Raw genomic sequence first — 22,180 nt, forward strand, 5'->3', positions numbered from 1 at the left:
GAAAACAGCTATGAATTACGGATACCTTATAAAAGTTATAATTCGAATTGTGGCATGACACTATATTCAATAAACTTTAAAGTAAACAATGCGTTTGATGAGGTTTTTGCTGGCTTTCGGCTTTCTCGTCGAACTGAAGTAACGAATGATACGTTGCCATTGACAGCTCATTTAGAGTCTCGAAATTGTAATGCAAGTATTCATAAATGGGCTGAAATTGAACGTTGGTCTGGAGATATATCTTGTGATTTGTATATTGATAATAAATTAAAGCAAAATCGACATTCGATAGGAATGGTCTTTGACTTGTTTAATGACTCTACTGTTATTCGTTACGATATTATTGCAGGGAAAGATTATCGAGCAGAGCCGATGGATCCTGAGACTGGAATTTAATCATTAAGACTATTGAAATGAAACTTCCCGTAAAACTCATATTAGCTGTACTTTTCCTTGTAATATTAGGTGTGGGCGCAGTTACTTAATAAAGACAGTTATACCATTATTAAAGAATCGGGAAATAAAGCGACATTACGATTTTTTGATCCAAGAGTATTACCAAGTGTGCTGTTGGCATTAAAACCTGAGCAGCTTGAGCAAATGTTTAATGGTGTGCTATCTATTCAATGGCATCAATATGACTCTTGGTTTGTATTTCAAAACATTGTACCTAGTACTCAAGTGGAAGAGATGAGTTCAATCGTAATTGATAATACACAGCTTGCTTTAATGGATGAGATTCGAAAATATCAGTTATTAGGAGATATATCTCATCAATATCAACCGATTTTACCACCGCCACATCAAGCGATGGATATTCTTTTGGATGCGGATAAATACAATCCAACAATGGCACAAGAATACGAAGGGTATTTACGCATGAGAATTGACGCTGGTTGCTTAGAAAAAGAGCCTCAATGGATGAGCATAAAGTTAGATCAAAGTGACACCTCATTAATTGAGCGGATAAAAGGAATTCATCAACAAGTGAAAAGTCAGGAGCTAATATAATGAAGATTACTTTACCTGATGAAAAATACGGAAATGGTCATGATTGTGCGGTAAGTGGAGAGGGTACACCTGTATGTCAGACAGAGGTTTTTGAGTTAGGTTGGATGCAGTGTGATAAAACTCAAACGCAAGAAGAGTTATTCTCTAGTCTATATACAGAAGAAACATTGGATAAACATAAAGCCCTTATTAAAAAGTATAATACTCACTTAAATGAGCCTGTTCGTCAGGGTGAAATTGTAATACTCCCGACAGTGGAACCAAAAACAGAAGCTGAAAAGAGTTGGTTTAATGAGCTTCTAGAGGAAGCAAAAATTGCCAGTTTAGAGCTAGGGAAGCTACTGGATGAAGAGGTTGCTACTCTTCATCGTCACTTTGACTTATTCTCTCATCAACTATGGGAGCGTATTAAATCAGATGGTTTACCAACGGATTATTATGCTCAAGTGGCTACAGGGGTTGGGGCAACTTCAGCCTTGGTTGAACAAAACCTTAAAAATATTAATGGCGTTTTATTTGAGATAAATGATTTGTATGCCTCACAAGTTGCGATGGCAAGTAGAACTGGTGGTGTGAATTATGGGTCATTTGTTGCTGAGCGAGCAGAGCTATTTAAAAAGCTTGATGGTTCTTTTGCTGTGCTTTCTAAACGTAGTGTTCAATTGCCAATATATAATCAAATTAAACGTAATTTGAAGTTATCGACTAAGTCAGTTATTCATAATGCTGATGAAATATTAAAAACTGGATATGTGAAAGAGTTAGGTAAGCGTATCGGAAATATAGCGATAGGCATTTCAGCCTCTAGAGGGTTGGGGTATGTCGGTTTATTAATTGGTGCGAATAGTGCAATGGATAATATTTATCAGGCGTGTAAGGTTGATAGTTCTGGTGATTGTGGTAAGACAACGACTCGTGAAGTCACTGGGTTTGTTGGTGGATGGTATGGTGGTATTAAAGGAGGGACTGTCGGTGTAGGACTAGCAGTAGGTACTGTATTGTTTGTTGTTGGTGTTACTGCTTCCGCCCCTGTACTTGCTCTTGCTGCTATTGGTGGTGCGATTGTTGGTGGAGGTGCTGGTGGTATTGTTGGCTCGACGACAGGTAAAGCGGTTGGTGATGGAATGTACGATTTTTATGAATGGATGGTGGAATAAATGTCGGATGCAGTATGGTGGGAATTATTGATTATGGTTCCTGGCTCTATTTTTGCTGGATATGCTATAGCTTGGTCTGTTCCTGGTGTGATTATGAGTGCAACTGTTTCACTGGGAAGTTTTAAACATATTATTTTTATTGATAAGCAATTAGCAAAAGACCTTGATAAATATTATGACAAAAATGGGCATATGCTGCCTCAATATCAAATGTCTTGGGAAATAGGTAGTCGATGCTTTGATTATTGGATTAAGTACCCATTCATTCGTAAGCGTGTAACAACTGATTCTATAAAATTTAAGCTTTTTATGTGGGTCAATGCTTTAGGTGTATGGAGTTATATTCTTTTTATTTTTTGTCTATTAATGGCTAAAACTTTCGATATTATTTAACTAAGTATTGTATATCATACTAAACAAACTAAAATTGGCTGCCATAACAGCCAGTTCATTACTAGCGAATAACAATCTTCCTAGGAATTAACTCAATGCCTGCTTGATAACGCTTTGCTGAAGCATTCAACCCTAATGCTAAGGCACTATCAGCAATCAGTTCGAATTGCTGTGGTAGAGAGTTTACTTTGATAGGTAAAAAATCCAATAGACGGTTATCACCAAAGGTACCTAGTTTTATTTTGGTCATTAATTCAGGCTTTTCAATGAGTACATCTAAAATCCCTTCAAGCAAAATATAAGAGGTGGTGATAATCGCATCTGGAATGGCGTCCTCTTTTATCCATTGCTCAAAAACCGCTTTGCCTGATTCACGATTAAAGTGTTCGCCATACCCCGTGATGCTTGCTAAATCTTTCTCTTTGGCCTTTGCTTCAAACCCTAACTGGCGTTCACGAGAAATATTCAGCTCTGGTAATGCACCAATTAGGCCGATTGATTTTACGTTTTCATTAACTACTGATTTGGTTAGCTCATAAGCCGCGTCAAAATCTTCACTGATCACACAACCAAAATGTTCATCATCTAACGAGCGGTCAATTGCAATAATGGGTGTTCCTTTCTCTTGAATCGTTAAATAGTAGTCACTGCCATCAGGCAAACAGCTTGCAACAAACAAGGCGTCTATTCGACGACTGATTAAAGCATGAGCGACGTTCTTTTCAGTTTCAGGATCATCATCAGAGCATCCAATTAAAATCTGATAACCCGCTTTACGAGAGTTGTACTCTAATAATTTAGCTAATTTAGCGTAGCTGGTGTTTTCAAGATCAGGAATGATTAATCCAAACGAACGACTACTGCCTGCACGTAATGCAGAAGCGGCATGATCAGGGCGGTAATTGTGTTCATCAACCACAGCCATGACTTTTAATTGTGTCTTTTCGCTGATGCGATATTTCTGTGCTTTACCATTGATGACATAGCTTGCAGTGGTTTTAGAGACGCCAGCAAGTTTGGCTATTTCATCTAATGTCATGGGTAAGATCCTTAAATTCTGTGGGTCGGATCATATAAATTTAGATCCAATCATTTTATGAGTTGAATTATATGCTGAATCGTTTCAGTATAAAAGCTGAAAGGATTCAGCAAATTTGAAAAACGTGATATTTACGTTGTTTTTACTTTTTATGAAGCGTATTCATAAGTAGAAAGCATTTGCTGAACTTTTTTTAACTGTTTTGCTGAATCGATTAAGCTTTACTTGAGCAACGCTTAAACGGTGATTCAACAGAACACAAATTACAGATAAACAAGCGAGAGGCTAAGACCCATGCTGACATTGACAAAGAATGACATTACGTTGCAACAAGCAGCAACGGATAAGACAACGGCAATTAAAGCGATTGCAAAACAACTAACAGAAAAAGGCTTAGTTGCAGAGAAGTACGTAGACGGAATGCTAAATCGTGAGCAACAGAACTCAACGTTTTTAGGTAATGGTATTGCTATCCCTCACGGTACAACAGACACCCGTGATTTAGTCAATAACACAGGCGTGGCTGTTCATCATTTCCCACAAGGTGTTAACTGGGGGGATGGTAATGTGGTTTATGTGGCGATTGGTATTGCGGCTAAATCAGATGAGCACTTAGGAATCCTTAAGCAACTAACTAAAGTACTTTCTGCCGATGGTGTAGAAGAGAAGCTAAAACAAGCCAAAACCGAAGCTGACATCATTGCATTATTAAATGGTGAAGTTCAGTTTGAAGCTGATTTCGATGCATCATTGATTCAATTGCTATTCCCAGCAAGTGATATGATCCAAATGAGTGCGGTTGCTGGTGGCTTACTAAAAAACAGCGGCAATGCTGAAAACCAATTTGTTGCAGAGTTAGTGACTAAAGAGCCTACGCATTTAGGTAAAGGTTTATGGTTGGTAAGTACTGACAAAGGCGTTAAGCGCTCTGGTATGTCTATCGTAACAACCGCGAATGGCTGTGAGTTTAATGGGTTACCTGTAAAAGGTTTGATTGCAATCGCCTCTTGTAATGCCTCTCATAAATCGTTTTTAACGACGATTACAAAAGTGGTTTCAGAGCAGCAACAAGACTCTATTTTATCTGCAACTTCAGAGCAGTTACTAGCGATGTTCTCTACGTCTACTGAAGAAACAACAGTAAGTGTTGATGCAGATAATACAGCAATTTTTAAGATTAAAAATGCACATGGTTTACACGCTCGTCCAGGAGCGATGTTAGTAGCAGAAGCGAAGAAATACGAATCAAAAATCACTGTGTTAAATGTAAATGGTGATGGAAAATCAGTTAATGCGAAGAGCTTGATGAAAGTGATTGCATTGGGTGTTAAACACGGCCATGAACTGCAATTTACTGCAGATGGCTCAGATGCAAAAGAAGCGTTGGTAGGTATTGGTGCTGCGATTGCTTCTGGTTTAGGTGAGGGTTAATTGATGAGTATTTTAAAAAGCAAAGTAGTTACTATCACACTAAACCCTGCTTTAGATTTAACAGGCAGTTTAGATGCGTTATCAGTTGGCTCTGTGAGTTTAGTTAGTAAAGGCTCACTTCATGCGGCCGGTAAAGGCGTAAACGTTGCTAAAGTACTGTCTGACTTAGGTGCTGAGGTGACCGTTACCGGTTTTTTAGGCCGTGATAATGAAGAGCTATTCAGCCAACTGTTTGAAGAAATGAATGCCAATGATGAGTTCATTCGTGTCGATGGTGCGACTCGCATTAATGTGAAATTGGTAGAGCAAGATGGTCGAGTGAGTGATATCAACTTCCCAGGGGTTGAAGTATCACAACAAGCTATAGCCGAGTTTGAAGTTCGTCTGTTTGAATTAGCTAAAACACATGAATTTTTCGTATTAGCCGGCAGTCTGCCAAAAGGTATTTCTCCTGAGCAGTGCGCTGAGTGGATTGAAAAACTTCATCAAATGGGCAAGAAAGTCCTATTTGATAGTAGCCGTGCTGCGTTAGCAGCAGGTTTAGAGGCTCACCCTTGGTTAATTAAACCAAACGATGAAGAGCTATCTGAATTTGTAGGTCGTGATTTAGAAACGCCAGAAGCGTGTCAGCAAGCGGCTCAAGATCTTGCACAAAAAGGCATTGAAAATATCGTGGTGTCATTAGGCTCAAAAGGCGTAATGTGGCTTGCTAAAAACGACCAAGAGCAAGCTGAATGGATGTATTCTCAACCACCTAAAATGAACGTAGTAAGCACGGTTGGTGCTGGTGATACCTTAGTTGCTGGCCTTTGTTGGGGTCATATGCAGCAAGATTGGGATCGTTCACAAATCTTATCTTTTGCTACCGCTTTATCTGCTTTAGCTGTATCGCAGGTTGGCGTTGGTGTACCAAATGTCGAAGACGTAAAAGAATTACAAAAACAAGTAACCCTACACAACCCTATTTCTACAAACGTGCAGTAATGCGTTTAGACTTAGTTTAAGGACAGATTATGAAAAATATAGCTATCGTTACTGCATGCCCAAGTGGTGTAGCAAACAGCATCATTGCAGCAGGTTTATTAGAACAAGCAGTAACCAAACTAAATTGGAAAGCGACGATTGAATGTCAATCAAGCGTGTTACCCGTCGAGATATTAACTCAAGAAGTCATTGATACGGCGGATGTAATTGTTATTGCCGCAAATTCGGTGGTTGATACGTCTCGCTTTGTTGGTAAAAAAGTACACCAAGGTTCAATTTCTGAATGTGCAATTAACTCGCAAATTTGGCTAGAAAATGCAGTAAATAATGCAAAAGAACTAACCGCTTCTGAAGTGACGGTTTCAGAGGCAGTGGCATCGACTGACGCGACAGGACCTAAGAAAATTGTAGCGATTACGGCATGTCCAACGGGTGTTGCGCATACTTTCATGGCAGCTGAAGCGCTAGAAGAAGAAGGTAAACGTCAAGGCCACATTATTAAAGTAGAAACTCGTGGCTCTGTTGGTGCTAAAAACCAATTAACAGACCAAGAAATTGCAGAAGCTGATTTAGTTATCATTGCTGCTGACATTGAAGTTGCACTTGATCGCTTTAATGGTAAACGTCTGTACAAAACAAGCACAGGTTTAGCGCTGAAGAAAACAGAACAAGAGATGAATAAAGCCTTCTCTGATGCGACTGTTTTCCAATCATCAGGTAAAGCACAATCTTCTCAAACAGAAGAGAAAAAAGGCATGTACAAACACCTTATGACAGGGGTATCACACATGCTTCCTGTTGTTATCGCTGGTGGTTTGCTAATTGCACTGTCATTTGTCTTTGGTATCGAAGCGTTTAAAGAGCCAGGTACGATCGCAGCAACATTAATGGACATTGGTGGTGGCGCAGCATTTGCGTTGATGATCCCTGTTCTTGCTGGTTTCATTGCGTTCTCAATTGCTGATCGTCCGGGTCTGGCTCCGGGTCTAATCGGTGGTATGTTGGCTAGCTCAACAGGTGCGGGTTTCCTTGGCGGTATCGCGGCGGGTTTCATTGCGGGTTACTCTGCAAAATTCATCGCCGATAAAGTGTCTCTTCCTCAGTCAATGGAAGCTCTTAAACCAATTCTAATCATTCCATTTGTGGCGAGTTTGTTCACTGGTCTTGTGATGATTTATGTTGTTGGTGGTCCTGTATCTGGCATCATGTCAGCGTTAACAGAATTCCTAAACAACATGGGTTCAACTAACGCAGTACTACTGGGTGTGATTCTTGGTTGTATGATGTGTTTCGACTTAGGTGGTCCAGTAAACAAAGCAGCATATACATTTGGTGTTGGTCTTCTGGCTTCGCAAACGTACGGTCCAATGGCGGCTATCATGGCGGCAGGTATGGTGCCTGCACTAGGTATGGGTCTAGCGACATTCCTTGCTAAGAATAAGTTTGAAGCCGGTGAGCGTGAAGCAGGTAAAGCATCATTTGTGCTTGGCTTATGCTTTATCTCTGAAGGTGCGATTCCATTTGCAGCGAAAGATCCAATGCGTGTAATCCCAAGCTGTATGGCGGGTGGTGCATTAACGGGTGGCCTATCTATGCTATTTGGTGCTCAACTACTTGCTCCACACGGTGGTTTGTTCGTACTTCTTATTCCAAACGCGATTACGCCAGTGTTCATGTACTTAGTCGCAATTGCCGCTGGTACTGCGGTAACTGGTTTCACTTACGCTTTCTTGAAAAATAAAGCGGATGCGAAAGAAGCAGTAGCTGCATAATTTACACACTATATAAATAAAATGGGCGCTTCCAAGGTGATTGGAAGCGCCCATTTTTTATGTTTTTTTAAAGCTAGAACATAAAGTTCACACCAGCGCCAATAGAGGAAATGTAATCATCAGAAGCCAGCGGCATGTATTGATATTCAATATTGAAGGTTGTGGAAGGGAACAGTCTCATTATGGTGCCTACCGCAAGATAGGGCTTAGTTGATACCGCCTCTTGCTTTAATGTTTGATTACCTTCTTTATATTGATATTCAACATTGGTGTGGTTTAAACCAAACTTCCCATAAAAAGAACCGTAATAAGACATAGGGAAATACATTTTAGCGGCAATAGTGGCGCCTGTAGCTGATGCTTTATCATCATTGATTGCGATATTATTGATTGATCCTGTCATGTAGTAACTCAGATCCATCGCAAGCATTGGTGCGAAATGATAGTTATAGCCCACTTGAGTCATTAAAGCGCTACCATGGGAACCGTCAATTTTTAGGTTTGCAAGACTTGGCTGAATATAGATTTGGTGTAAAGTGTCTGTTGCTTGCGCTGATGCAGTTGCCCCTAGCAACAAAAGTGGTAGTAACCTTTTCATTATAAACTCGTCTATTTAACCGAATGTGCGATTTTATTGTGAATGAGACAATGTTGTAAAGAGGAATTAAAGACGAAATGACATTAACTATTTGGTTTTCATTATTTTTGGTTTCATTGCTGGGAGCAATGTCTCCAGGACCAAGCTTAGCTACGGTAGCGAAACATACTTTATCCGGTAAGCGAATTAATGGTATAGCAGCCGCTTGGGCGCATTCAATCGGTATAGGCTGCTACGCTTTTATTACCGTTATTGGCTTAGCGGTAGTGCTGCAGCAATCACCAATGCTATTCAAAGGCATTAGCTATTTAGGTGCTGCTTATTTGGTTTATTTAAGTCTAGGCGCTCTGCGCTCTACGGGTGGAATTGCTGCAAGGCTTGAATCGGGACAACCAGTTACGATTATTGAGTCAGCAAAAGAAGGGTTACTTATCTCTCTTCTAAATCCTAAAATTGCCCTGTTCTTTTTAGCTCTGTTTAGTCAGTTTGTTGCGGTTGGTAATGGGCCGTTAGACAAAGCAATTATTGTTATTACACCTATTATTGTTGATGGGTTGTGGTACACGATTATTAGTTGTTTATTATCAGCGCCTAAGATTGTGGATAAACTAAGAGCTCAAGCCAAATGGATTGATCGCCTATCTGGTGTCGTGCTTATTCTTCTTGCTGTTCGAGTGGTATTTTCTGCGTAAATTAACTCATCTAAACGCTTATTTTGTGTAATTTAAAAGAGGAAGTGGGCTTAAAAGAAGAGTTCACTTTTTTATCCTATAGTTTTGGCTTAGTATGATCTCTTTCAAGCGTATAGCATTGTGATTTTATACGTAAAGACATTCTATTTTTGTTATTAATACATAAGGTTTCTCATGACGTTTCAAGCTGCAATTTTCGATATGGATGGACTGCTATTAGACACAGAACGTGTATGTATGGGGATCTTTAAAGAGGCGTGCGAAGCTCAAAATGTGCCATTTATTGAAGAGCTGTACCTTTCTATTATTGGTTGTAATGCTAAACGAATTGAACAGCTTTTCCGTGAGGGTTATGGCCCAAATGTTGACTACCCAGCATTAAACCAAGAGTGGCGAGTGCGTTACACGGCAGTAGTTAAGCACCAAGCAATCCCAGTAAAAGAAGGGGTGATTGAGTTACTAGAGTGGCTAAAAGCGCATAAAACCCCAATGGCGGTTGCTACATCAACACAACATGATATTGCGATTAAAAAATTGGAATTAGCAGGTCTTGATGGTTACTTTGATGTGCTAGCAACAGGTTGTGAAGTTGAGCACGGTAAACCACACCCAGAGATCTACTTCTTAGCGGCAGAACGTTTAGGTATTGCTGCTGATGCTTGCCTTGCGTTTGAAGATTCAAATAACGGAACACATGCCGCAGTAGCAGCAAATATGATCACTTATCAAATTCCAGATCTAGTAGAACCAAGTGCAGAGGTGATTAAACTTGGTCATCAAATATTGCCTTCGATGATCGATGTGCTAGTTGATTTAAAAAATCGTAAAGTATAGTTTGTTTAAATCATGTAGAAGTAAAAGAAAGGCGGATCACTGTATTGTGTCCGCCTTTTTTGTTTAACGTGTACCAGTAGATATGGTCAGGGTTAAGACAATAGATCTTCTACTTTAGGTTGAAGTATTTTAATCCAAGCAGAGTAAGCATTAGCGTTTAAATGCAGATCATCGCAGGTAAAGTCATTCGATAAGAAGCCATTAGGACTCAGGATCTTATTAACATTCAAATAATCAATATTATGCTGCTGACAATAAGACTCTAAACGAGAGTTTAACTCCGTAACTGTTGGGTTTAAATGAGCGAGTCTATTGCCACAATACAAAGTGCTTTGAACCAATATAGGACAGTTATTATTTTGCCAATAAGTAAGCATTGCTGCGTAATTATCAAAAACAGTATCAACAGAAAACCCTTGAGATAAATCGTTAATACCTGCCATGATTGAAATGAGTTTAGGCTTAACGGCTAATGTTGTTTCTATTCGACGTAGCATTCCAAACGTAGTGTCTCCTGCGATGCCTCTATTTACATGGGGTATTTGAGTAAATACATCTTGCCATGGGCCCCATTCAGTAATTGAATCACCAAATAACACAACATCAACGGTTGGCGTGAAAGTTTGGTGAGAGTCTACTAAATGAATATAACGGCTCATGCTATGTCCTCGTTGAGCGATATCGATTTCTTTGCAAAGAAACTCAATTTGTTGTGCTGGATCCTCGATGGTATTCAGTTTTGGTAATAACCCATCAATTTGAGAAACAAGAGAGCTCAGTTTGATAGAGAGCTGTAACTCGTCTTTTAAAGCGTGCAGCTCGTTGATTAACGCATACACTGAGATAGATTGAAACTGGTGAAAAAGATCATATAAATCGATAGATTCATTGTTAAGTAGATAAGTCTTTAATTGAGTTTTCATTATTCATTCATCTTCTATAATTTTTCAAACATATGTTCAATCTCATCAAGCATCCATTCCATGACATTTCCCATGCCACTGTCACGACGCTTTACAACCCCGATCTCAATCTGCAATGCATCAGGGATATGAAAAGCCGACAGTCGAGTCGTTTGGTCACGATACCAGTCTGATTCTAAAACATGCTCAGGAACCAACGCCCATCCAACATTGCGGATCACTAAGGCCGTAATGTAGTAATAGCTGTCTATATACCAATGATTGGCTGAGATAGCTTTTTCATGTGAGTGACCGACGCGATCTCGAATAACCAATTGACGGTGTTGATTTAATTGAACCAGTGTTGGTTTTTCAATTTTAGCTAATGGGTGTTGCGGTGAAACGATAAGCGCTTGATTAAAAAAACCAAGGGACAGATATTCCAAAGAATCAGATAAGGTATTTACACGAAATAGAAAACCAAGATCTGCTTTTTTATCATCGACCCATTCAGCAATATCCGCTTGAGAGCCATTAATGATCGTCAGTTTTAATAATGGAAATTTTAGAGATAACTTTTGAAAGAAATCTTCGAATACATCAATAGGAACGGCTTCATCGAGAGCAACGGTTAATGCAATTTCTTCACCAGTGGCGACGGTATCAGCTCGGGCTTGTAATCGTTCACACTGTTCAAGAATTGCCTGTGCCTCAATAAACATGTCTTCGCCATCTTGAGTTAAAACAGGTAAGCGGGCACTTCTATCGAAGAGATCAAATCCAAGATCGGCTTCTAGGTTGGCAATTGCGGTACTAATTCGTGATTGCGCCTTCCCCATTTTGCGTGCCGCAGCAGAAAATGAACCGCATTTTACTGAGGTCACAAAAGCGTTGAGTTGATCTAAAGTCCAATTCATTTTTTCTCACCTTTTTGTAAACGTATATGACGGTTAGAGCAATTTGGTGAAGGCTTAGGATTGATGTTTTTTTTCTCAGACAGCAAATGGCGGATAGCTAAAATGGGGTGCTTTAATAGCATTAGTGGCCCAGAAAAGCGCATCACTAAACGCATTTGCTCTTTAGGTTCAGGCTTATAACAATGAATAGGACAAGTATTGCAGGTGGGTTTGTTTTCGCCGTAAGGGCAACGATCTAAACGAACTTCAGCATAATCCATCAGTTGCTGGCACTCTTTACACAGTGCTTTGGAGTGATGATTTTTCTTACAATAAATCTCAATCATTGCAGAGACAGTTTTGAACTCAGTGTTGAGTTTACCAAGTAGAATATGACTGCTTTTCATCTATTGTCCACGCTTTAAAACATTGTAATAGAACCAGTATAAAGGGGAAATGAAATTGGGTGAAGTGTTCACTTTTTCATTAACGGATTATGGCTTAGTATTTACTTATCCCCCAAAGCATATTGCTCCTAAGTGTATGCGCCAAAAGCCATTTAGTTTCGTGCTAAGTGGCTTTTTCTTTGGCTCTATAAAAAAAGGGGGGTAAGTAAATTACAACCCTCAAGCAAACATAAAGTATCAAAATTAATTAATATTAACTTACATTTGATACTTTATGGTAATTTAGTGGTTGGTAAATCATTAATAATGGACCTGTACTTACTTAGACACTCTATAAACAGTAAAGGAAATTATTATGAACAAAGCATTATTAGTATTACTGACTCTTGCATCATTCTCTAGCCAAGCTTTTGAAGTATCAAGTACTGATATCCATGAAGGTCAACTGATGAATAGCAAATTTACCTTTTCAGGCATGGGTTGTACTGGTGACAACATCTCTCCACAACTAAGCTGGAAAGATGCGCCAGAAGGAACAAAAAGTTTTGCTATTACTGTGTTTGATCCAGATGCACCTACAGGTAGTGGTTGGTGGCACTGGTTAGCGCTTAATATTCCTGCAAGTGTAAGTAGTGTTGAACAAGGTTCAGCAATGAAAAATACATTACAAACGAAAAATGACTTTGGCACTATGAGCTATGGTGGCGCTTGTCCTCCTGCTGGTGATGGCATGCACAGATATCAATATACAGTGTGGGCATTACCACAAGAGAAAATCGATTTACCTGCCGATATTTCACCTGCGGTAGTTGGTTATACTCTAAATAGCATGGCATTAGACAAAGCCGTATTAACCGCGACATACGTGCGCTAATATGAATTTAAATTGGTAAAATAGGGGGATAAAATGGATAAAGTAATGTTGAGTGAACCGGTATTTAGAGTGCAAACTTACTCTGGTCAGAGTGATCAACATTTACGCAATGTTCATATTTATGCCCCTAGTATTATTTGGGTTAAATCTGGCGTAAAAACCGTATTTCAAGAGTCTGAACAATTTGATATCGATTCACACTCTTGGTTGCTTACGTCAGCCAACCAAGGCCTAAATTTTATTAATAAATCTTCTACAGATAACTTTTATTCTGTTCAGATCTGTTTTTTTCTAACTCCGCCTAAAGAGATGTTAGAAGAGAGTCAACAAAATGAAAGCACTCGCTTACATACTCATGCGATCACGGTGTCCCCATTACTAGCTTATGGATTCACATTCTTAACCGATATGAATACCCAAAAATTAAGCTTTAAAACACAGCAATTTCACTTGTTGGCTTTATATCAGCAATTAGCAGAATTGGGTGTGCTGCATGTTTTATTTTCACCAACGTTCGCTTCTTTTCAAAATGAACTGAGTGCGTATTTTGCTAAAGATCCAGCAGAAGCGTATCAATTAGAAACCGTATGCGATGATTTCTCGATGAGTCGCGCAACGCTGATCCGTCGATTACAGCGAGACGGCACCAATTTTAGAAGCGTGTTATCGAATGTTCGAATGACTCACGCATTAGGATTAATGCAAGAAAAGAAACAAAGCCAGTTAGATTTAGCATTGCAGTGTGGTTATCAATCGGAAAGTCGATTCAGCCAGCGTTTTCATCAGCAGTTTGGTATGACGCCTAAGCAATATATGAAGACGGTGGTGTATTGAATATAATAAACAAAAAAACAGCGAGCACTTAGGCTCGCTGGTTTTATTTTGAATCACGAATAAGTAGAAGGACTACTTAGCCAACTTCGTTAACACACTCATTAATAACTTAATGCGCGGTTCAATTGACTCAAGTAACAAATACTCATCAGCACTGTGGAAACCAGCACCGATAGGGCCTAAACCATCTAACGTTGGAACACCTAAGATTGCCGTGTTGTTAGCATCAGAGCCGCCGCCCACTTCTTGCCAGTTAATGCTGATTTCAAGCTCTTGTGCTGATTCTTCAACCATCGCCATTAATGCTTCAGTTTGTACTGATGGCACCATTGATGGTTTGTATGCTTCACGTTCTACTTTAATAGAAACACCATCAACAAACGGCGTTTGAGTCATACCATTTAATGCAGTATCAACTTGGTCGTATTCTGCGTTATCCCAGAAACGAACATCAATCACAGCGGTTGCTGAATCAGGAACGATGTTAGCGCCAGCTCCACCAGCAACAACACCTACGTTCAATGTCGTGCCTGACTCAAAGTTCGTCATTGCATTAGCGGCTAAGATCCAGTTTGCCATTTCAGTGATTGCACTGCGGCCATTTTCTGGTTCATTACCTGCGTGAGCGGCTTTACCACTGAAGGTTACTTTGTAATTAGCCATGCCTTTACGTGCTTTAACTAAACCACCATTAGCGCGAGCCGCTTCTGCAACTAATACATTTTTCGCTTTTTTAGCTGTTTCTTGGATCCAATCAACCGAATCTAACGATCCTGTCTCTTCATCTGGGTTCATACATACACAGATAGACAGTTTATCTAATACCGCTTGGTCTAGATTACGCAGTGCATAAACTACGTTTAATAGACCAGATTTCATATCAGATACGCCCGGGCCATAGGCTTTTTCAGCATCTAAAGACATTGGGCGTTCTGCCGCTGTACCTACAGGGAAAACCGTATCCATGTGGCCAATCATCATTACATCGATATGATCAGCGTCAGGCTTATTGCGAACTTCAAGACCAACGCCCGCTTTTCCACAATCTACACGTTTAACAGACCAGCCGTTCATGGCTTCATATTTAGCTGCCATTTTGCTTGCAATAAATTCGATACCATCAAGCGTGTAAGTACCGCAATCCACATCAATAAGTGGGCGTAGCTCTTCTAAGTAATCGTTTAGAGAAAAATTCATCTTGAATCCTTATAGAATCATGTTCATAACAAACATTGCACCGAATGCATTTAATACCGAGATTGCAATCATAACAGGAAGGTAACGACCTTCAGTGCCGATAGGACCCATGATACGGCCCATGTATTGCACTTGCGAACCCATTAGGTAAATCGCAGGAGCAAGAATCGCAATGTGAGTACCGTTTAGAATACCTTGGTCAAATAGAGTGATAACCACACCAACTGCGCCGCCCATTGACATCCAAGCACCAATTAATACTGCTGCAGCTTCACCAGGAAGGCCAAAGATAGCCATGATAGGAGAAAAGATAGAGCCCATTAAATCAAGTGCACCTGTAATTTGAAGTGCTTTGATAATTACAAACGCCATTAGTACGTTAGGAACGGTTGAAGTAGTGGCAATAACCCAGCCTTTTTTAGCGCCTTCAACGAAGATGTCTGTCACCATTGGTTTTTTTGCTTTAACGTCGCTCATTATGCTGTCTCCTCAGTCATTTTCTTGTCTTGTTTGTCATCGTCTTGGCCTTCTTTACCTTCAGTAATATTTAGGTAAATACGGAATAAGTTTGCGCCAACAAATTTGAAGGCAAACATAACAACAACAGCTAGGCCGATAGAAGAAGGAACCGCTAAAGAACCATCAGGATTCGTTAATGTAAATAGTACTGCACCAGATGAGAAGAAGTTTACAATTGCTGCACCAGCAGTGAATTGGAACATAGTAAAGATGTCGGTTTCACGCTTAGTTAAATGTTTTTCGTCTTTTAATTGACGAGTCATCGCCGCACCAGCATCGGTACTTTGTAATGATGCAATTAAAGCTAAACCAGAGTTACCAGGAATACCCATTAAAGGACGTAGAAGAGGTGTAAGCAGTTTACGAGCAGCATTAAGTGCGCCGTAATGCTCAAGAACGTTGATCATACCTAATGCAAACATAACAGTAGGGATAAGAGTTAATGCAAAGATGAAACCGTCACGAGCACCGCTACCGCCTTTACCACGGAAAGAAGTTGTTGCCGCTTGAACGCCATCTACTGTTTCAGTAACAGAATAAGCGACACTACCAAAAGAACCATTTAGTGTAGTGAAGTCGAGTACGCCGTACCATTCATTAGATTGCATTAAGCCAGAAAAAAATACAACAGCGAAGGCGAGAGCCACGTAGCTGCCAATACCGACTTTAGAATCTTTGTCAGTCGATTGAGTCATAATTACCTCGTTTTAAAGTTAAGATTAGAAATTGTAAGTGGTTAACTATTTCGTGGTATTGTGCGTTAATCTGGCTTATAGGACTTGATACGTATCAATAACTATTTCTAAAAGTAATATTCTGTATATGAAGATTATTATTTTGTGATCTATCTGAAATTGTAGAGTTTTCTGTTGATTTGTTGTTTAAATTAACATTTTGTTATTTTTGATAGAGGGTTGTTTATTAAATCTTTTTCATCAAGATAGTCTTGTTCATCTTCTATTCAGAAATGAGCTGATAGAGTGAGACTTCATTTATAGAGAGAGTAAAAATATGAAACAGTTATTTGTAACGATAGTTGCTTTGTTTGTTGGATTTTTTGTTCTTGTTTCAAGCCTGTTTTTTGCTGTTGGATTGAGTATTGTTGGCTTTATTATGTCAAAAACACAAAGCAAGAAAATGGATTGTTCGGAAGGCAAAAAATCAAGAATCATTGAAGGTGAATATTCTGATGTGACGAATTATTAGTCAATTAAGATGAATTGGTTAAGATAAAGTGAATCAAGTTCGAGGAAATGGAGTGATAGAGATGAAATTCTCGCTTACCTATGGGATATTTACCGTTGATTTAAGAAAGCAGCGGTAAATAGAAGAGGTAAACGTGGATAGACTGTTATTAGTCATAGATTTTTTATTAACGCATAAAATGATTTTTAGTGTGTTGATTATTAGCTTTATCTTTTTATTACGTCATTATGCGGTCAAACGGATTAGAGGGGATATTCCTTTTTTAACCGAAGATCAGCGCAAATGGATCTCTCGAACAAAGAATGGTTCATTCACCTTCATCGTTATTATTCTATTTATTCTTTGGCAATCAGAGATTAATGAATTTGCTTTGTCAGTTACGGCGATTGCTGTTGCGCTAGTTGTAGCCTCTAAAGAGATTATTCTTTGCTTTACTGGCTCAATTCAACGTGCGAGTTCGCGTTCATTTCGAATTGGTGATTGGATAGAAGTTGGTACATTGTGTGGTGAGGTCATTGAACACAATATGATGGCAACTGTTATTCAAGAAATCGACCTACATCATGGTCAATACGATTACACCGGAAAAACTGCCACTCTTCCTAACAGTATGTTCTTTACTTACCCAGTTAAAAACCTCAATTTCATGAAGCGCTATGTCTATCATAACTTTTCTATCTGTGTGAGAGAGTTTGATAACTTGTATCCAATGATCCCTGAATTATTACAAAAAATTGATGTTCATTGTGAAGATTTTATCGAAGTGGCCAAGCGATACAATGGTGTGATAGAAAAACACGCCGGCGTAGATTTACCAGGGGCAGATCCTCATATTCATATCACAACAACTTCAATGGGTGATCAAAAGGTGCATTACATGGTTTTTTGTCCAACCGAAAAAGCATCGCATTTAGAACAGCTTATCCGACAAGATTTTATGGAAATGTATCATGATATATTTCCTAAAAAAGAAGAAAATAAAAGTTAAAAATACAGCCTTTTCTATTTCGATTTTTATTTACCATGTATGTTTAAGCTTTAATATAAAGGACTCATTGCTCTTGTTAAAATAGCTTTTGAGATACTTTGGCAACGGTTATTTGCACCTAGCTTTACTTGAGAGTTTGCTAGGTGAAAGGTGACCGTTCGCTCTGAACAGCCTAAGATTTTTGAAATTTCCCATGTACTTTTCCCCTCGCAACTCCAAATTAAACATTCTTTCTCTCGCTTTGTTAGGCTGGCGTTTATTTTCTGGGTCTCTTCAGTTATTCGCTGGTTACTATCAAGTAGTTCTGGAAGTATTAAAGGAACGTTCATACAAGCATTAAAAAAAAGTTTGTCTATGTGTTTGTCTTTTTCAGAGTTAGCAAAGCTTATCATACCAAATCCTCCATTCTTAGTATGAATAGGGAAGCTGAATCCAGAGCACAAACCAGAGACTTTAGCCTCTTCAATGACATTAACTTTACTATCAATTTTTGTTTTTTTTTCAAAAATACTCCAATTAATAGGAGAGTGATGAGAAGCGCTGTAATCAACGATAGGATCATCTTTAATAAGGTTCGCTTCATCATAATAATTTCGCCAATATAATGGGTAATTATCTAGAATTTTAATATCGGATTTGAGCATACTTTTGGGATTAATAATGGCGAACAAGTAATACTCACAATTTAGTGTTCGAGTTAGCTCTTCCAAACACGAGCTTATATTTTTATTTGTTTGAGATTGCCGGATGTTGTTGATTAGCTCTAGCGTTACATTTAGGTTTATTGTATTCAATTTCCCTTCCTTTTTCGACGATACGGTATCGCTCAGTACCTATTAAGTATTAGGGTCTTATATAGCATTAAATAAAATAATACGAGAGAAGATTTCACGACAAATTTGTTTATGCTCACACATTCGTTGTGATCTGTAGTCTTATAGTTAATCTATTTTCCTGTAAGATTGTACAGGTTTTAAGAATGAAACTTGCTTGCTATAGTTGCACAAAGTTTAAGGATGGAGGGTCAGGATGACAATAATGATAAAAAAATCCGAGTTTACTACAATTCCTAGCCATGAGTACGTGGGAATACTGAGTTTACGTTATCAAGTATTTAAACAACGATTACAGTGGGATTTACTTTCAGAGAATGATCTTGAATCCGATCAGTTTGATAACTCAGAAGCTGCGTATATATATGCTTGCGATGATACTGAAAAAGTAAACGGATGTTGGCGCTTATTACCGACAACAGGAGATTACATGTTAAAAACAGTATTTCCTGAATTGCTTGGTGAACAAGTCGCTCCAAATGATCCTAATATTGTAGAGTTAAGTCGTTTTGCGGTTGGAAAGCACAGCTCTAAAATGAATGAATCTGCAAGTGAAATAACGATGAAGCTTTTTGAAGCTATCTACATACATGCCGTAAAGCATGGTATTACCGAGTATGTAACAGTAACTTCTACGGCGATAGAGCGCTTTTTAAAGAGAATTAAAGTCCCTTGTCACCGTATTGGTGATGAAGAAGTACATTTGCTAGGAGAAACAAAGTCAGTTGTTTTATCAATGCCTATTAATGAACAATTTAAAAAGGCAGTATTAAATTAAAAATATAATAATAACGTAAGTTGGCTGTACAAAAAAAGCCGGATAAGTTATACGCTTATCCGGCTTTTTTATTTTAATGCATCTAACGGTAACCAAGTCACCTCGACTCCCGCTTGTGCAAACATATCTTGGCTAATTTGAATCTTTTCACCCCAACGAGATAAAAAATCTTCGGTTTGTTCTGGGCAATATACTTTTGAAATACCCGTTTGAATGATTTTTGCTGCACAGTTAGGACAAGGGAAATGAGTCACCCATATATCGCAGTCTTCTAAATCACGTTTAGCAAATAAAATCGCATTTTCTTCGGCATGTAAGGTTTTTAAATATTTCAGTTCGCGCTCATCCGTATCAGCACTATCTGATACGCCATGTGGATAACCATTAAAACCAACAGAAACAATGCGGTTATGCTTGGTGATTACAGCACCAACTTGTGTTGATGGGTCTTTACTCCAAGAACCGACTAATTCTGCCATTTGGAAAAATCGTTTTGCCCATTTAGAAACCATGATATTGCCCTTTGTCTCTATACTCAAAAGAATAATTTTATCTATTTCATAAGCTTATAACATAGTTTTTAGGTGTCAATAAGCGTAAAGCTGCAATCTGCAATAATAACTGGTTAACTATCCTAAAATCGGATGGATACTAACTTTTTCAATCATTATTTCTGCCATATACTCGCGAAATTCTTTGTTGTTACTGAGGTAAAATATGACAACATTTCATGCAGATTCATCCATCACTCGTACTTTTTGGCGTTACGCTATCCCTTCTATTGCAGCAATGGTGGTGAGTGGACTGTATCAAATTATCGATGGAATTTTTGTCGGTCACTATATTGGTTTTGAAGGCCTTGCGGGCATAAATATGGCGTGGCCAGCGATTTGTGTGTTAGGTGCAATAGGCGTGATGATTGGTATGGGTACCGGTAGCGTTATGTCTATTTATCGTGGTGAAAATAAGTTAGAAAAAACAAAAGTAGCACTTACTACGGGGGGTTGGTTATTAGCCATTCTAAGTGCGATAGCTATCTTCTTTATTGTTTTATTTGCTAAAGATATTTTGTCTGCGCAAGGGGCTGAAGGCCAGAATTTTGCTTATGCAATGGATTACATCAATGTTTTAATGTTTGGTGGTTTTTTTACTGCCTGTGCAACAGCATTACCTATGTTGGTCAGAAATGATGAATCGCCAAATGTGGCTACGTTCTTATTAGTGATCGGTGCGTTAGTTAATATTGCCTTAGATTATGTATTTATTGGTATTATGGGGCTGGGGCTTTCTGGTGCAGCACTGGCGACATTAATCGCTCAGTCATTTGTCACCGTCTTTGGTATTGGCTATTTCTTTACTAAGCGTTCGAGCATTCAGATTTCACTTAAAGGAATTGTATTTTCTGTTAATAAAGCAAAACAGTCGTTGGCGCTGGGCTCATCAGCATTAGTCATGTATTTATACGGTAGCTTTGTTGTTGCCATGCACAATGCGTTAATGATGCATTATGGCTCAGCAACGACAGTGGGGGCTTATGCTATAGTTGGTTATCTATTCATGTTGTATTATCTTCTTGCGCAGGGGATTGCGGAAGGCGCTCAACCGCCAATTAGCTACTATTTCGGAGCAAAAGAAAATAAGAAGGTGTATCAAATCTTTAAACTGGCGCTTAAATGGGTAACCATTACAGGGGTAGCTTGGGTGACAATTTTAAATATTTCACCAGAGCTTACAACGGCACTATTTACTAACGGTGATCAATCATTAATTGCTGAAACGATTGTTGGTATCCGCTATCACCTGTTTGCAATGTTTTTGGATGGCATCATAGTGTTGGTGACTATCTATTTCTTATCAGTGAATGAAGGTAAAAAAGCGATGGTGATCTCAATGAGTAACATTATTATTCAATTACCGTTTTTACTACTCTTGCCAAAATGGTTTGGAATTGATGGCGTTTGGCTAGCTATGCCGCTCTCAAATATCGCCTTGATTATTTGTATTACGCCAATGGTTTGGAAGCATTTGAAAGCTCAGAAATTGATTAAACCATTACCGATTGCATCGGCATCAGTAATGAGTCATTAAAACTCGCTAAAATAGGAAGTTTTTTAGACGAAGGTTTACTCTTTTTTTATAAATTCAGTCGAATAGACTTTAATTGGTCTATTTGATTTTTGTTTTTAGGGAGATGGTGATGACAGAATTTGAAAAGATGAAAAGTGGTCAGATATTTAATGGTGGCGATCCAGAGGTTGATGCCATTCGTAACCAAACGCAACAATATCTTCAAAAATTTAATCAAAGTGTTGAAACAGAAGAAAAGCTAGCCATTTTGCCTAATGTATTTAACGCATTTGGAAACAGTTTTATTCAAGCGCCTTTCTTTTGTGAATTTGGAAAAACCATCTCTATCGGTAACGAAACATTCATTAATATGAACGTGACCATGCTAGATGGTGCTGAAATTACGATTGGTAATCATGTATTAATTGGTCCAAATGCTCAGTTTTATACGGCTTCCCATTCATTAGACTACAAAAGCCGCCGCCGTTGGGAAACATTCTGTAAACCGATTGTCATTGAAGATGATGTATGGATCGGTGGTAGTGTAGTGATTAATCAAGGTGTTACTATTGGTGCTCGTTCTGTGATTGCTGCCAACTCAGTGGTTAATCATGATGTACCACCAGATTGCTTATATGGTGGTTCTCCTGCTAAATTTATTAAAAAATTAAATCAAAAATAGCGGTTAATATATAAAGTAATTAACCATTGGTTATGAATTATTTCATATTGTTTCTATGTATATATATTAAGATTCTTGTTTAAAAA

At 38.7% G+C, this 22,180-nt stretch carries 25 protein-coding genes and 1 pseudogene; 16 read left to right on the forward strand and 10 right to left on the reverse strand.

Annotated features, from left to right (window positions below):
• The 4 genes and pseudogenes from PVK71_RS19370 to PVK71_RS19385 form a co-directional block, all read left to right on the forward strand.
• Positions 1–396 (forward strand): annotated as a pseudogene (locus tag PVK71_RS19370) (hypothetical protein); the annotation flags it as partial.
• A 69-nt stretch (positions 397–465) separates the two neighbouring features.
• Positions 466–1,011 carry a hypothetical protein gene (locus PVK71_RS19375; protein WP_274420953.1) on the forward strand — a complete coding sequence of 182 codons (546 nt, stop codon included), beginning with the start codon at positions 466–468 and terminating at the stop codon, positions 1,009–1,011.
• The gene (locus PVK71_RS19380; RefSeq protein WP_274420955.1) at positions 1,011–2,168 is read left to right on the forward strand and encodes a hypothetical protein; all 1,158 of its coding nucleotides are present in this window, start codon (positions 1,011–1,013) and stop codon (positions 2,166–2,168) included. Before PVK71_RS19375 ends, PVK71_RS19380 begins: the two co-directional genes overlap by 1 nt.
• A complete protein-coding gene (locus PVK71_RS19385) occupies positions 2,169–2,561 on the forward strand; it encodes a hypothetical protein (protein WP_274420956.1) in 393 nt (130 codons plus the stop codon). It abuts the gene before it with no gap.
• A 61-nt stretch (positions 2,562–2,622) separates the two neighbouring features.
• Here PVK71_RS19385 and cra read toward each other — a convergent pair whose 3' ends face one another.
• Entirely contained in the window at positions 2,623–3,600 is a 978-nt protein-coding gene (gene cra, locus PVK71_RS19390) for a catabolite repressor/activator (RefSeq protein WP_274420958.1), read from the reverse strand.
• 294 nt (positions 3,601–3,894) lie between these two features.
• On the opposite strand from cra, the gene fruB reads away from it, so the two are divergent.
• From fruB to fruA, 3 genes are read left to right on the forward strand one after another with little or no spacing between them, the layout of a single operon-like run.
• Positions 3,895–5,031 carry a fused PTS fructose transporter subunit IIA/HPr protein gene (gene fruB / locus PVK71_RS19395; protein ID WP_274420960.1) on the forward strand — a complete coding sequence of 379 codons (1,137 nt, stop codon included), beginning with the start codon at positions 3,895–3,897 and terminating at the stop codon, positions 5,029–5,031.
• Between the two features lie 3 nt (positions 5,032–5,034).
• Positions 5,035–6,015, forward strand: a complete 981-nt coding sequence (pfkB, locus tag PVK71_RS19400) for a 1-phosphofructokinase (RefSeq protein ID WP_274420961.1) — start codon at positions 5,035–5,037, stop codon at positions 6,013–6,015.
• Positions 6,016–6,044: 29 nt separating this feature from the next.
• Positions 6,045–7,787 carry a PTS fructose transporter subunit IIBC gene (gene fruA, locus PVK71_RS19405; protein WP_274420962.1) on the forward strand — a complete coding sequence of 581 codons (1,743 nt, stop codon included), beginning with the start codon at positions 6,045–6,047 and terminating at the stop codon, positions 7,785–7,787.
• Between the two features lie 73 nt (positions 7,788–7,860).
• On the opposite strand, the gene PVK71_RS19410 is transcribed toward fruA, so the two are convergent.
• Positions 7,861–8,385: an outer membrane beta-barrel protein gene (locus PVK71_RS19410; protein WP_274420963.1), complete on the reverse strand. Its 525-nt coding sequence runs from the start codon at positions 8,383–8,385 to the stop codon at positions 7,861–7,863.
• 77 nt (positions 8,386–8,462) lie between these two features.
• Between PVK71_RS19410 and PVK71_RS19415 the strand changes: the two genes are divergently transcribed.
• The gene (locus tag PVK71_RS19415; protein WP_274420964.1) at positions 8,463–9,077 is read left to right on the forward strand and encodes a LysE family translocator; all 615 of its coding nucleotides are present in this window, start codon (positions 8,463–8,465) and stop codon (positions 9,075–9,077) included.
• Positions 9,078–9,251: 174 nt separating this feature from the next.
• Positions 9,252–9,911 carry an HAD family hydrolase gene (locus tag PVK71_RS19420; protein ID WP_274420965.1) on the forward strand — a complete coding sequence of 220 codons (660 nt, stop codon included), beginning with the start codon at positions 9,252–9,254 and terminating at the stop codon, positions 9,909–9,911.
• Between the two features lie 92 nt (positions 9,912–10,003).
• Here the strand turns inward: PVK71_RS19420 and PVK71_RS19425 are convergent, their stop codons facing one another.
• From PVK71_RS19425 to PVK71_RS19435, 3 genes are read right to left on the reverse strand one after another with little or no spacing between them, the layout of a single operon-like run.
• On the reverse strand, positions 10,004–10,837 hold the full coding sequence (locus PVK71_RS19425) for an SGNH/GDSL hydrolase family protein (RefSeq protein WP_443111738.1): 834 nt from the start codon (positions 10,835–10,837) through the stop codon (positions 10,004–10,006).
• Positions 10,838–10,848: 11 nt separating this feature from the next.
• Positions 10,849–11,730 (reverse strand): LysR family transcriptional regulator, encoded by an 882-nt coding sequence (locus PVK71_RS19430; protein ID WP_274420967.1) that lies wholly within the window; start codon positions 11,728–11,730, stop codon positions 10,849–10,851.
• Positions 11,727–12,116 (reverse strand): nitrous oxide-stimulated promoter family protein, encoded by a 390-nt coding sequence (locus PVK71_RS19435; RefSeq protein ID WP_274420968.1) that lies wholly within the window; start codon positions 12,114–12,116, stop codon positions 11,727–11,729. The genes PVK71_RS19430 and PVK71_RS19435 overlap by 4 nt, the downstream gene beginning before the upstream one ends.
• A gap of 355 nt (positions 12,117–12,471) precedes the next feature.
• Here PVK71_RS19435 and PVK71_RS19440 point away from each other — a divergent pair, with 355 nt between their 5' ends.
• Positions 12,472–12,990 carry a YbhB/YbcL family Raf kinase inhibitor-like protein gene (locus tag PVK71_RS19440; RefSeq protein WP_130043561.1) on the forward strand — a complete coding sequence of 173 codons (519 nt, stop codon included), beginning with the start codon at positions 12,472–12,474 and terminating at the stop codon, positions 12,988–12,990.
• 33 nt (positions 12,991–13,023) lie between these two features.
• Positions 13,024–13,824: an AraC family transcriptional regulator gene (locus tag PVK71_RS19445; protein WP_274420970.1), complete on the forward strand. Its 801-nt coding sequence runs from the start codon at positions 13,024–13,026 to the stop codon at positions 13,822–13,824.
• A 72-nt stretch (positions 13,825–13,896) separates the two neighbouring features.
• On the opposite strand, the gene PVK71_RS19450 is transcribed toward PVK71_RS19445, so the two are convergent.
• The 3 genes from PVK71_RS19450 to PVK71_RS19460 are packed head-to-tail and all read right to left on the reverse strand — an operon-like array spanning position 13,897 to position 16,235.
• Positions 13,897–15,021, reverse strand: a complete 1,125-nt coding sequence (locus PVK71_RS19450; protein ID WP_274420972.1) for a M20 family metallopeptidase — start codon at positions 15,019–15,021, stop codon at positions 13,897–13,899.
• 9 nt (positions 15,022–15,030) lie between these two features.
• Positions 15,031–15,498, reverse strand: coding sequence for a YjiG family protein (locus PVK71_RS19455; protein WP_130043570.1), 468 nt, complete (start codon positions 15,496–15,498; stop codon positions 15,031–15,033).
• Complete coding sequence (locus PVK71_RS19460; protein ID WP_130043571.1) at positions 15,498–16,235, reverse strand: nucleoside recognition domain-containing protein; 738 nt, start codon at positions 16,233–16,235, stop codon at positions 15,498–15,500. The genes PVK71_RS19455 and PVK71_RS19460 overlap by 1 nt, the downstream gene beginning before the upstream one ends.
• A 316-nt stretch (positions 16,236–16,551) precedes the next feature.
• On the opposite strand from PVK71_RS19460, the gene PVK71_RS19465 reads away from it, so the two are divergent.
• Complete coding sequence (locus tag PVK71_RS19465) at positions 16,552–16,746, forward strand: hypothetical protein (RefSeq protein ID WP_274420975.1); 195 nt, start codon at positions 16,552–16,554, stop codon at positions 16,744–16,746.
• A gap of 178 nt (positions 16,747–16,924) precedes the next feature.
• On the forward strand, positions 16,925–17,734 hold the full coding sequence (locus PVK71_RS19470) for a mechanosensitive ion channel family protein (protein ID WP_443111739.1): 810 nt from the start codon (positions 16,925–16,927) through the stop codon (positions 17,732–17,734).
• 50 nt (positions 17,735–17,784) lie between these two features.
• On the opposite strand, the gene PVK71_RS19475 is transcribed toward PVK71_RS19470, so the two are convergent.
• On the reverse strand, positions 17,785–18,528 hold the full coding sequence (locus PVK71_RS19475; protein ID WP_274420978.1) for a helix-turn-helix transcriptional regulator: 744 nt from the start codon (positions 18,526–18,528) through the stop codon (positions 17,785–17,787).
• Positions 18,529–18,763: 235 nt separating this feature from the next.
• Here PVK71_RS19475 and PVK71_RS19480 point away from each other — a divergent pair, with 235 nt between their 5' ends.
• Entirely contained in the window at positions 18,764–19,345 is a 582-nt protein-coding gene (locus PVK71_RS19480) for an acyl-homoserine-lactone synthase (protein ID WP_274420980.1), read from the forward strand.
• A 68-nt stretch (positions 19,346–19,413) separates the two neighbouring features.
• Here PVK71_RS19480 and PVK71_RS19485 read toward each other — a convergent pair whose 3' ends face one another.
• On the reverse strand, positions 19,414–19,857 hold the full coding sequence (locus PVK71_RS19485; protein ID WP_274420982.1) for a dCMP deaminase family protein: 444 nt from the start codon (positions 19,855–19,857) through the stop codon (positions 19,414–19,416).
• 205 nt (positions 19,858–20,062) lie between these two features.
• Between PVK71_RS19485 and PVK71_RS19490 the strand changes: the two genes are divergently transcribed.
• Positions 20,063–21,433: an MATE family efflux transporter gene (locus tag PVK71_RS19490; RefSeq protein WP_274420984.1), complete on the forward strand. Its 1,371-nt coding sequence runs from the start codon at positions 20,063–20,065 to the stop codon at positions 21,431–21,433.
• Positions 21,434–21,542: 109 nt separating this feature from the next.
• The gene (locus PVK71_RS19495; protein WP_274420985.1) at positions 21,543–22,094 is read left to right on the forward strand and encodes a sugar O-acetyltransferase; all 552 of its coding nucleotides are present in this window, start codon (positions 21,543–21,545) and stop codon (positions 22,092–22,094) included.
• The last annotated feature ends 86 nt before the right edge of the window (positions 22,095–22,180 follow it).

The organism is Aliivibrio sp. S4MY1, assembly GCF_028765545.1.
GTDB lineage: Bacteria > Pseudomonadota > Gammaproteobacteria > Enterobacterales > Vibrionaceae > Aliivibrio.

What these genes read in the sequence shown, in the direction of transcription:
- PVK71_RS19445 (WP_274420970.1), top strand. Translation starts at nt 13,024, where the DNA reads ATGGATAAAGTAATGTTGAGTGAACCGGTATTTAGAGTGCAAACTTAC.
- PVK71_RS19480 (WP_274420980.1), top strand. Translation starts at nt 18,764, where the DNA reads ATGACAATAATGATAAAAAAATCCGAGTTTACTACAATTCCTAGCCAT.
- cra (WP_274420958.1), bottom strand. Translation starts at nt 3,600, where the DNA reads ATGACATTAGATGAAATAGCCAAACTTGCTGGCGTCTCTAAAACCACT.
- PVK71_RS19435 (WP_274420968.1), bottom strand. Translation starts at nt 12,116, where the DNA reads ATGAAAAGCAGTCATATTCTACTTGGTAAACTCAACACTGAGTTCAAA.
- PVK71_RS19490 (WP_274420984.1), top strand. Translation starts at nt 20,063, where the DNA reads ATGACAACATTTCATGCAGATTCATCCATCACTCGTACTTTTTGGCGT.
- PVK71_RS19380 (WP_274420955.1), top strand. Translation starts at nt 1,011, where the DNA reads ATGAAGATTACTTTACCTGATGAAAAATACGGAAATGGTCATGATTGT.
- PVK71_RS19465 (WP_274420975.1), top strand. Translation starts at nt 16,552, where the DNA reads ATGAAACAGTTATTTGTAACGATAGTTGCTTTGTTTGTTGGATTTTTT.
- PVK71_RS19455 (WP_130043570.1), bottom strand. Translation starts at nt 15,498, where the DNA reads ATGAGCGACGTTAAAGCAAAAAAACCAATGGTGACAGACATCTTCGTT.
- PVK71_RS19485 (WP_274420982.1), bottom strand. Translation starts at nt 19,857, where the DNA reads ATGGTTTCTAAATGGGCAAAACGATTTTTCCAAATGGCAGAATTAGTC.
- fruB (WP_274420960.1), top strand. Translation starts at nt 3,895, where the DNA reads ATGCTGACATTGACAAAGAATGACATTACGTTGCAACAAGCAGCAACG.
- PVK71_RS19450 (WP_274420972.1), bottom strand. Translation starts at nt 15,021, where the DNA reads ATGAATTTTTCTCTAAACGATTACTTAGAAGAGCTACGCCCACTTATT.
- pfkB (WP_274420961.1), top strand. Translation starts at nt 5,035, where the DNA reads ATGAGTATTTTAAAAAGCAAAGTAGTTACTATCACACTAAACCCTGCT.
- PVK71_RS19410 (WP_274420963.1), bottom strand. Translation starts at nt 8,385, where the DNA reads ATGAAAAGGTTACTACCACTTTTGTTGCTAGGGGCAACTGCATCAGCG.
- PVK71_RS19430 (WP_274420967.1), bottom strand. Translation starts at nt 11,730, where the DNA reads ATGAATTGGACTTTAGATCAACTCAACGCTTTTGTGACCTCAGTAAAA.
- fruA (WP_274420962.1), top strand. Translation starts at nt 6,045, where the DNA reads ATGAAAAATATAGCTATCGTTACTGCATGCCCAAGTGGTGTAGCAAAC.
- PVK71_RS19440 (WP_130043561.1), top strand. Translation starts at nt 12,472, where the DNA reads ATGAACAAAGCATTATTAGTATTACTGACTCTTGCATCATTCTCTAGC.
- PVK71_RS19420 (WP_274420965.1), top strand. Translation starts at nt 9,252, where the DNA reads ATGACGTTTCAAGCTGCAATTTTCGATATGGATGGACTGCTATTAGAC.
- PVK71_RS19385 (WP_274420956.1), top strand. Translation starts at nt 2,169, where the DNA reads ATGTCGGATGCAGTATGGTGGGAATTATTGATTATGGTTCCTGGCTCT.
- PVK71_RS19460 (WP_130043571.1), bottom strand. Translation starts at nt 16,235, where the DNA reads ATGACTCAATCGACTGACAAAGATTCTAAAGTCGGTATTGGCAGCTAC.
- PVK71_RS19415 (WP_274420964.1), top strand. Translation starts at nt 8,463, where the DNA reads ATGACATTAACTATTTGGTTTTCATTATTTTTGGTTTCATTGCTGGGA.
- PVK71_RS19495 (WP_274420985.1), top strand. Translation starts at nt 21,543, where the DNA reads ATGACAGAATTTGAAAAGATGAAAAGTGGTCAGATATTTAATGGTGGC.
- PVK71_RS19470 (WP_443111739.1), top strand. Translation starts at nt 16,925, where the DNA reads ATGATTTTTAGTGTGTTGATTATTAGCTTTATCTTTTTATTACGTCAT.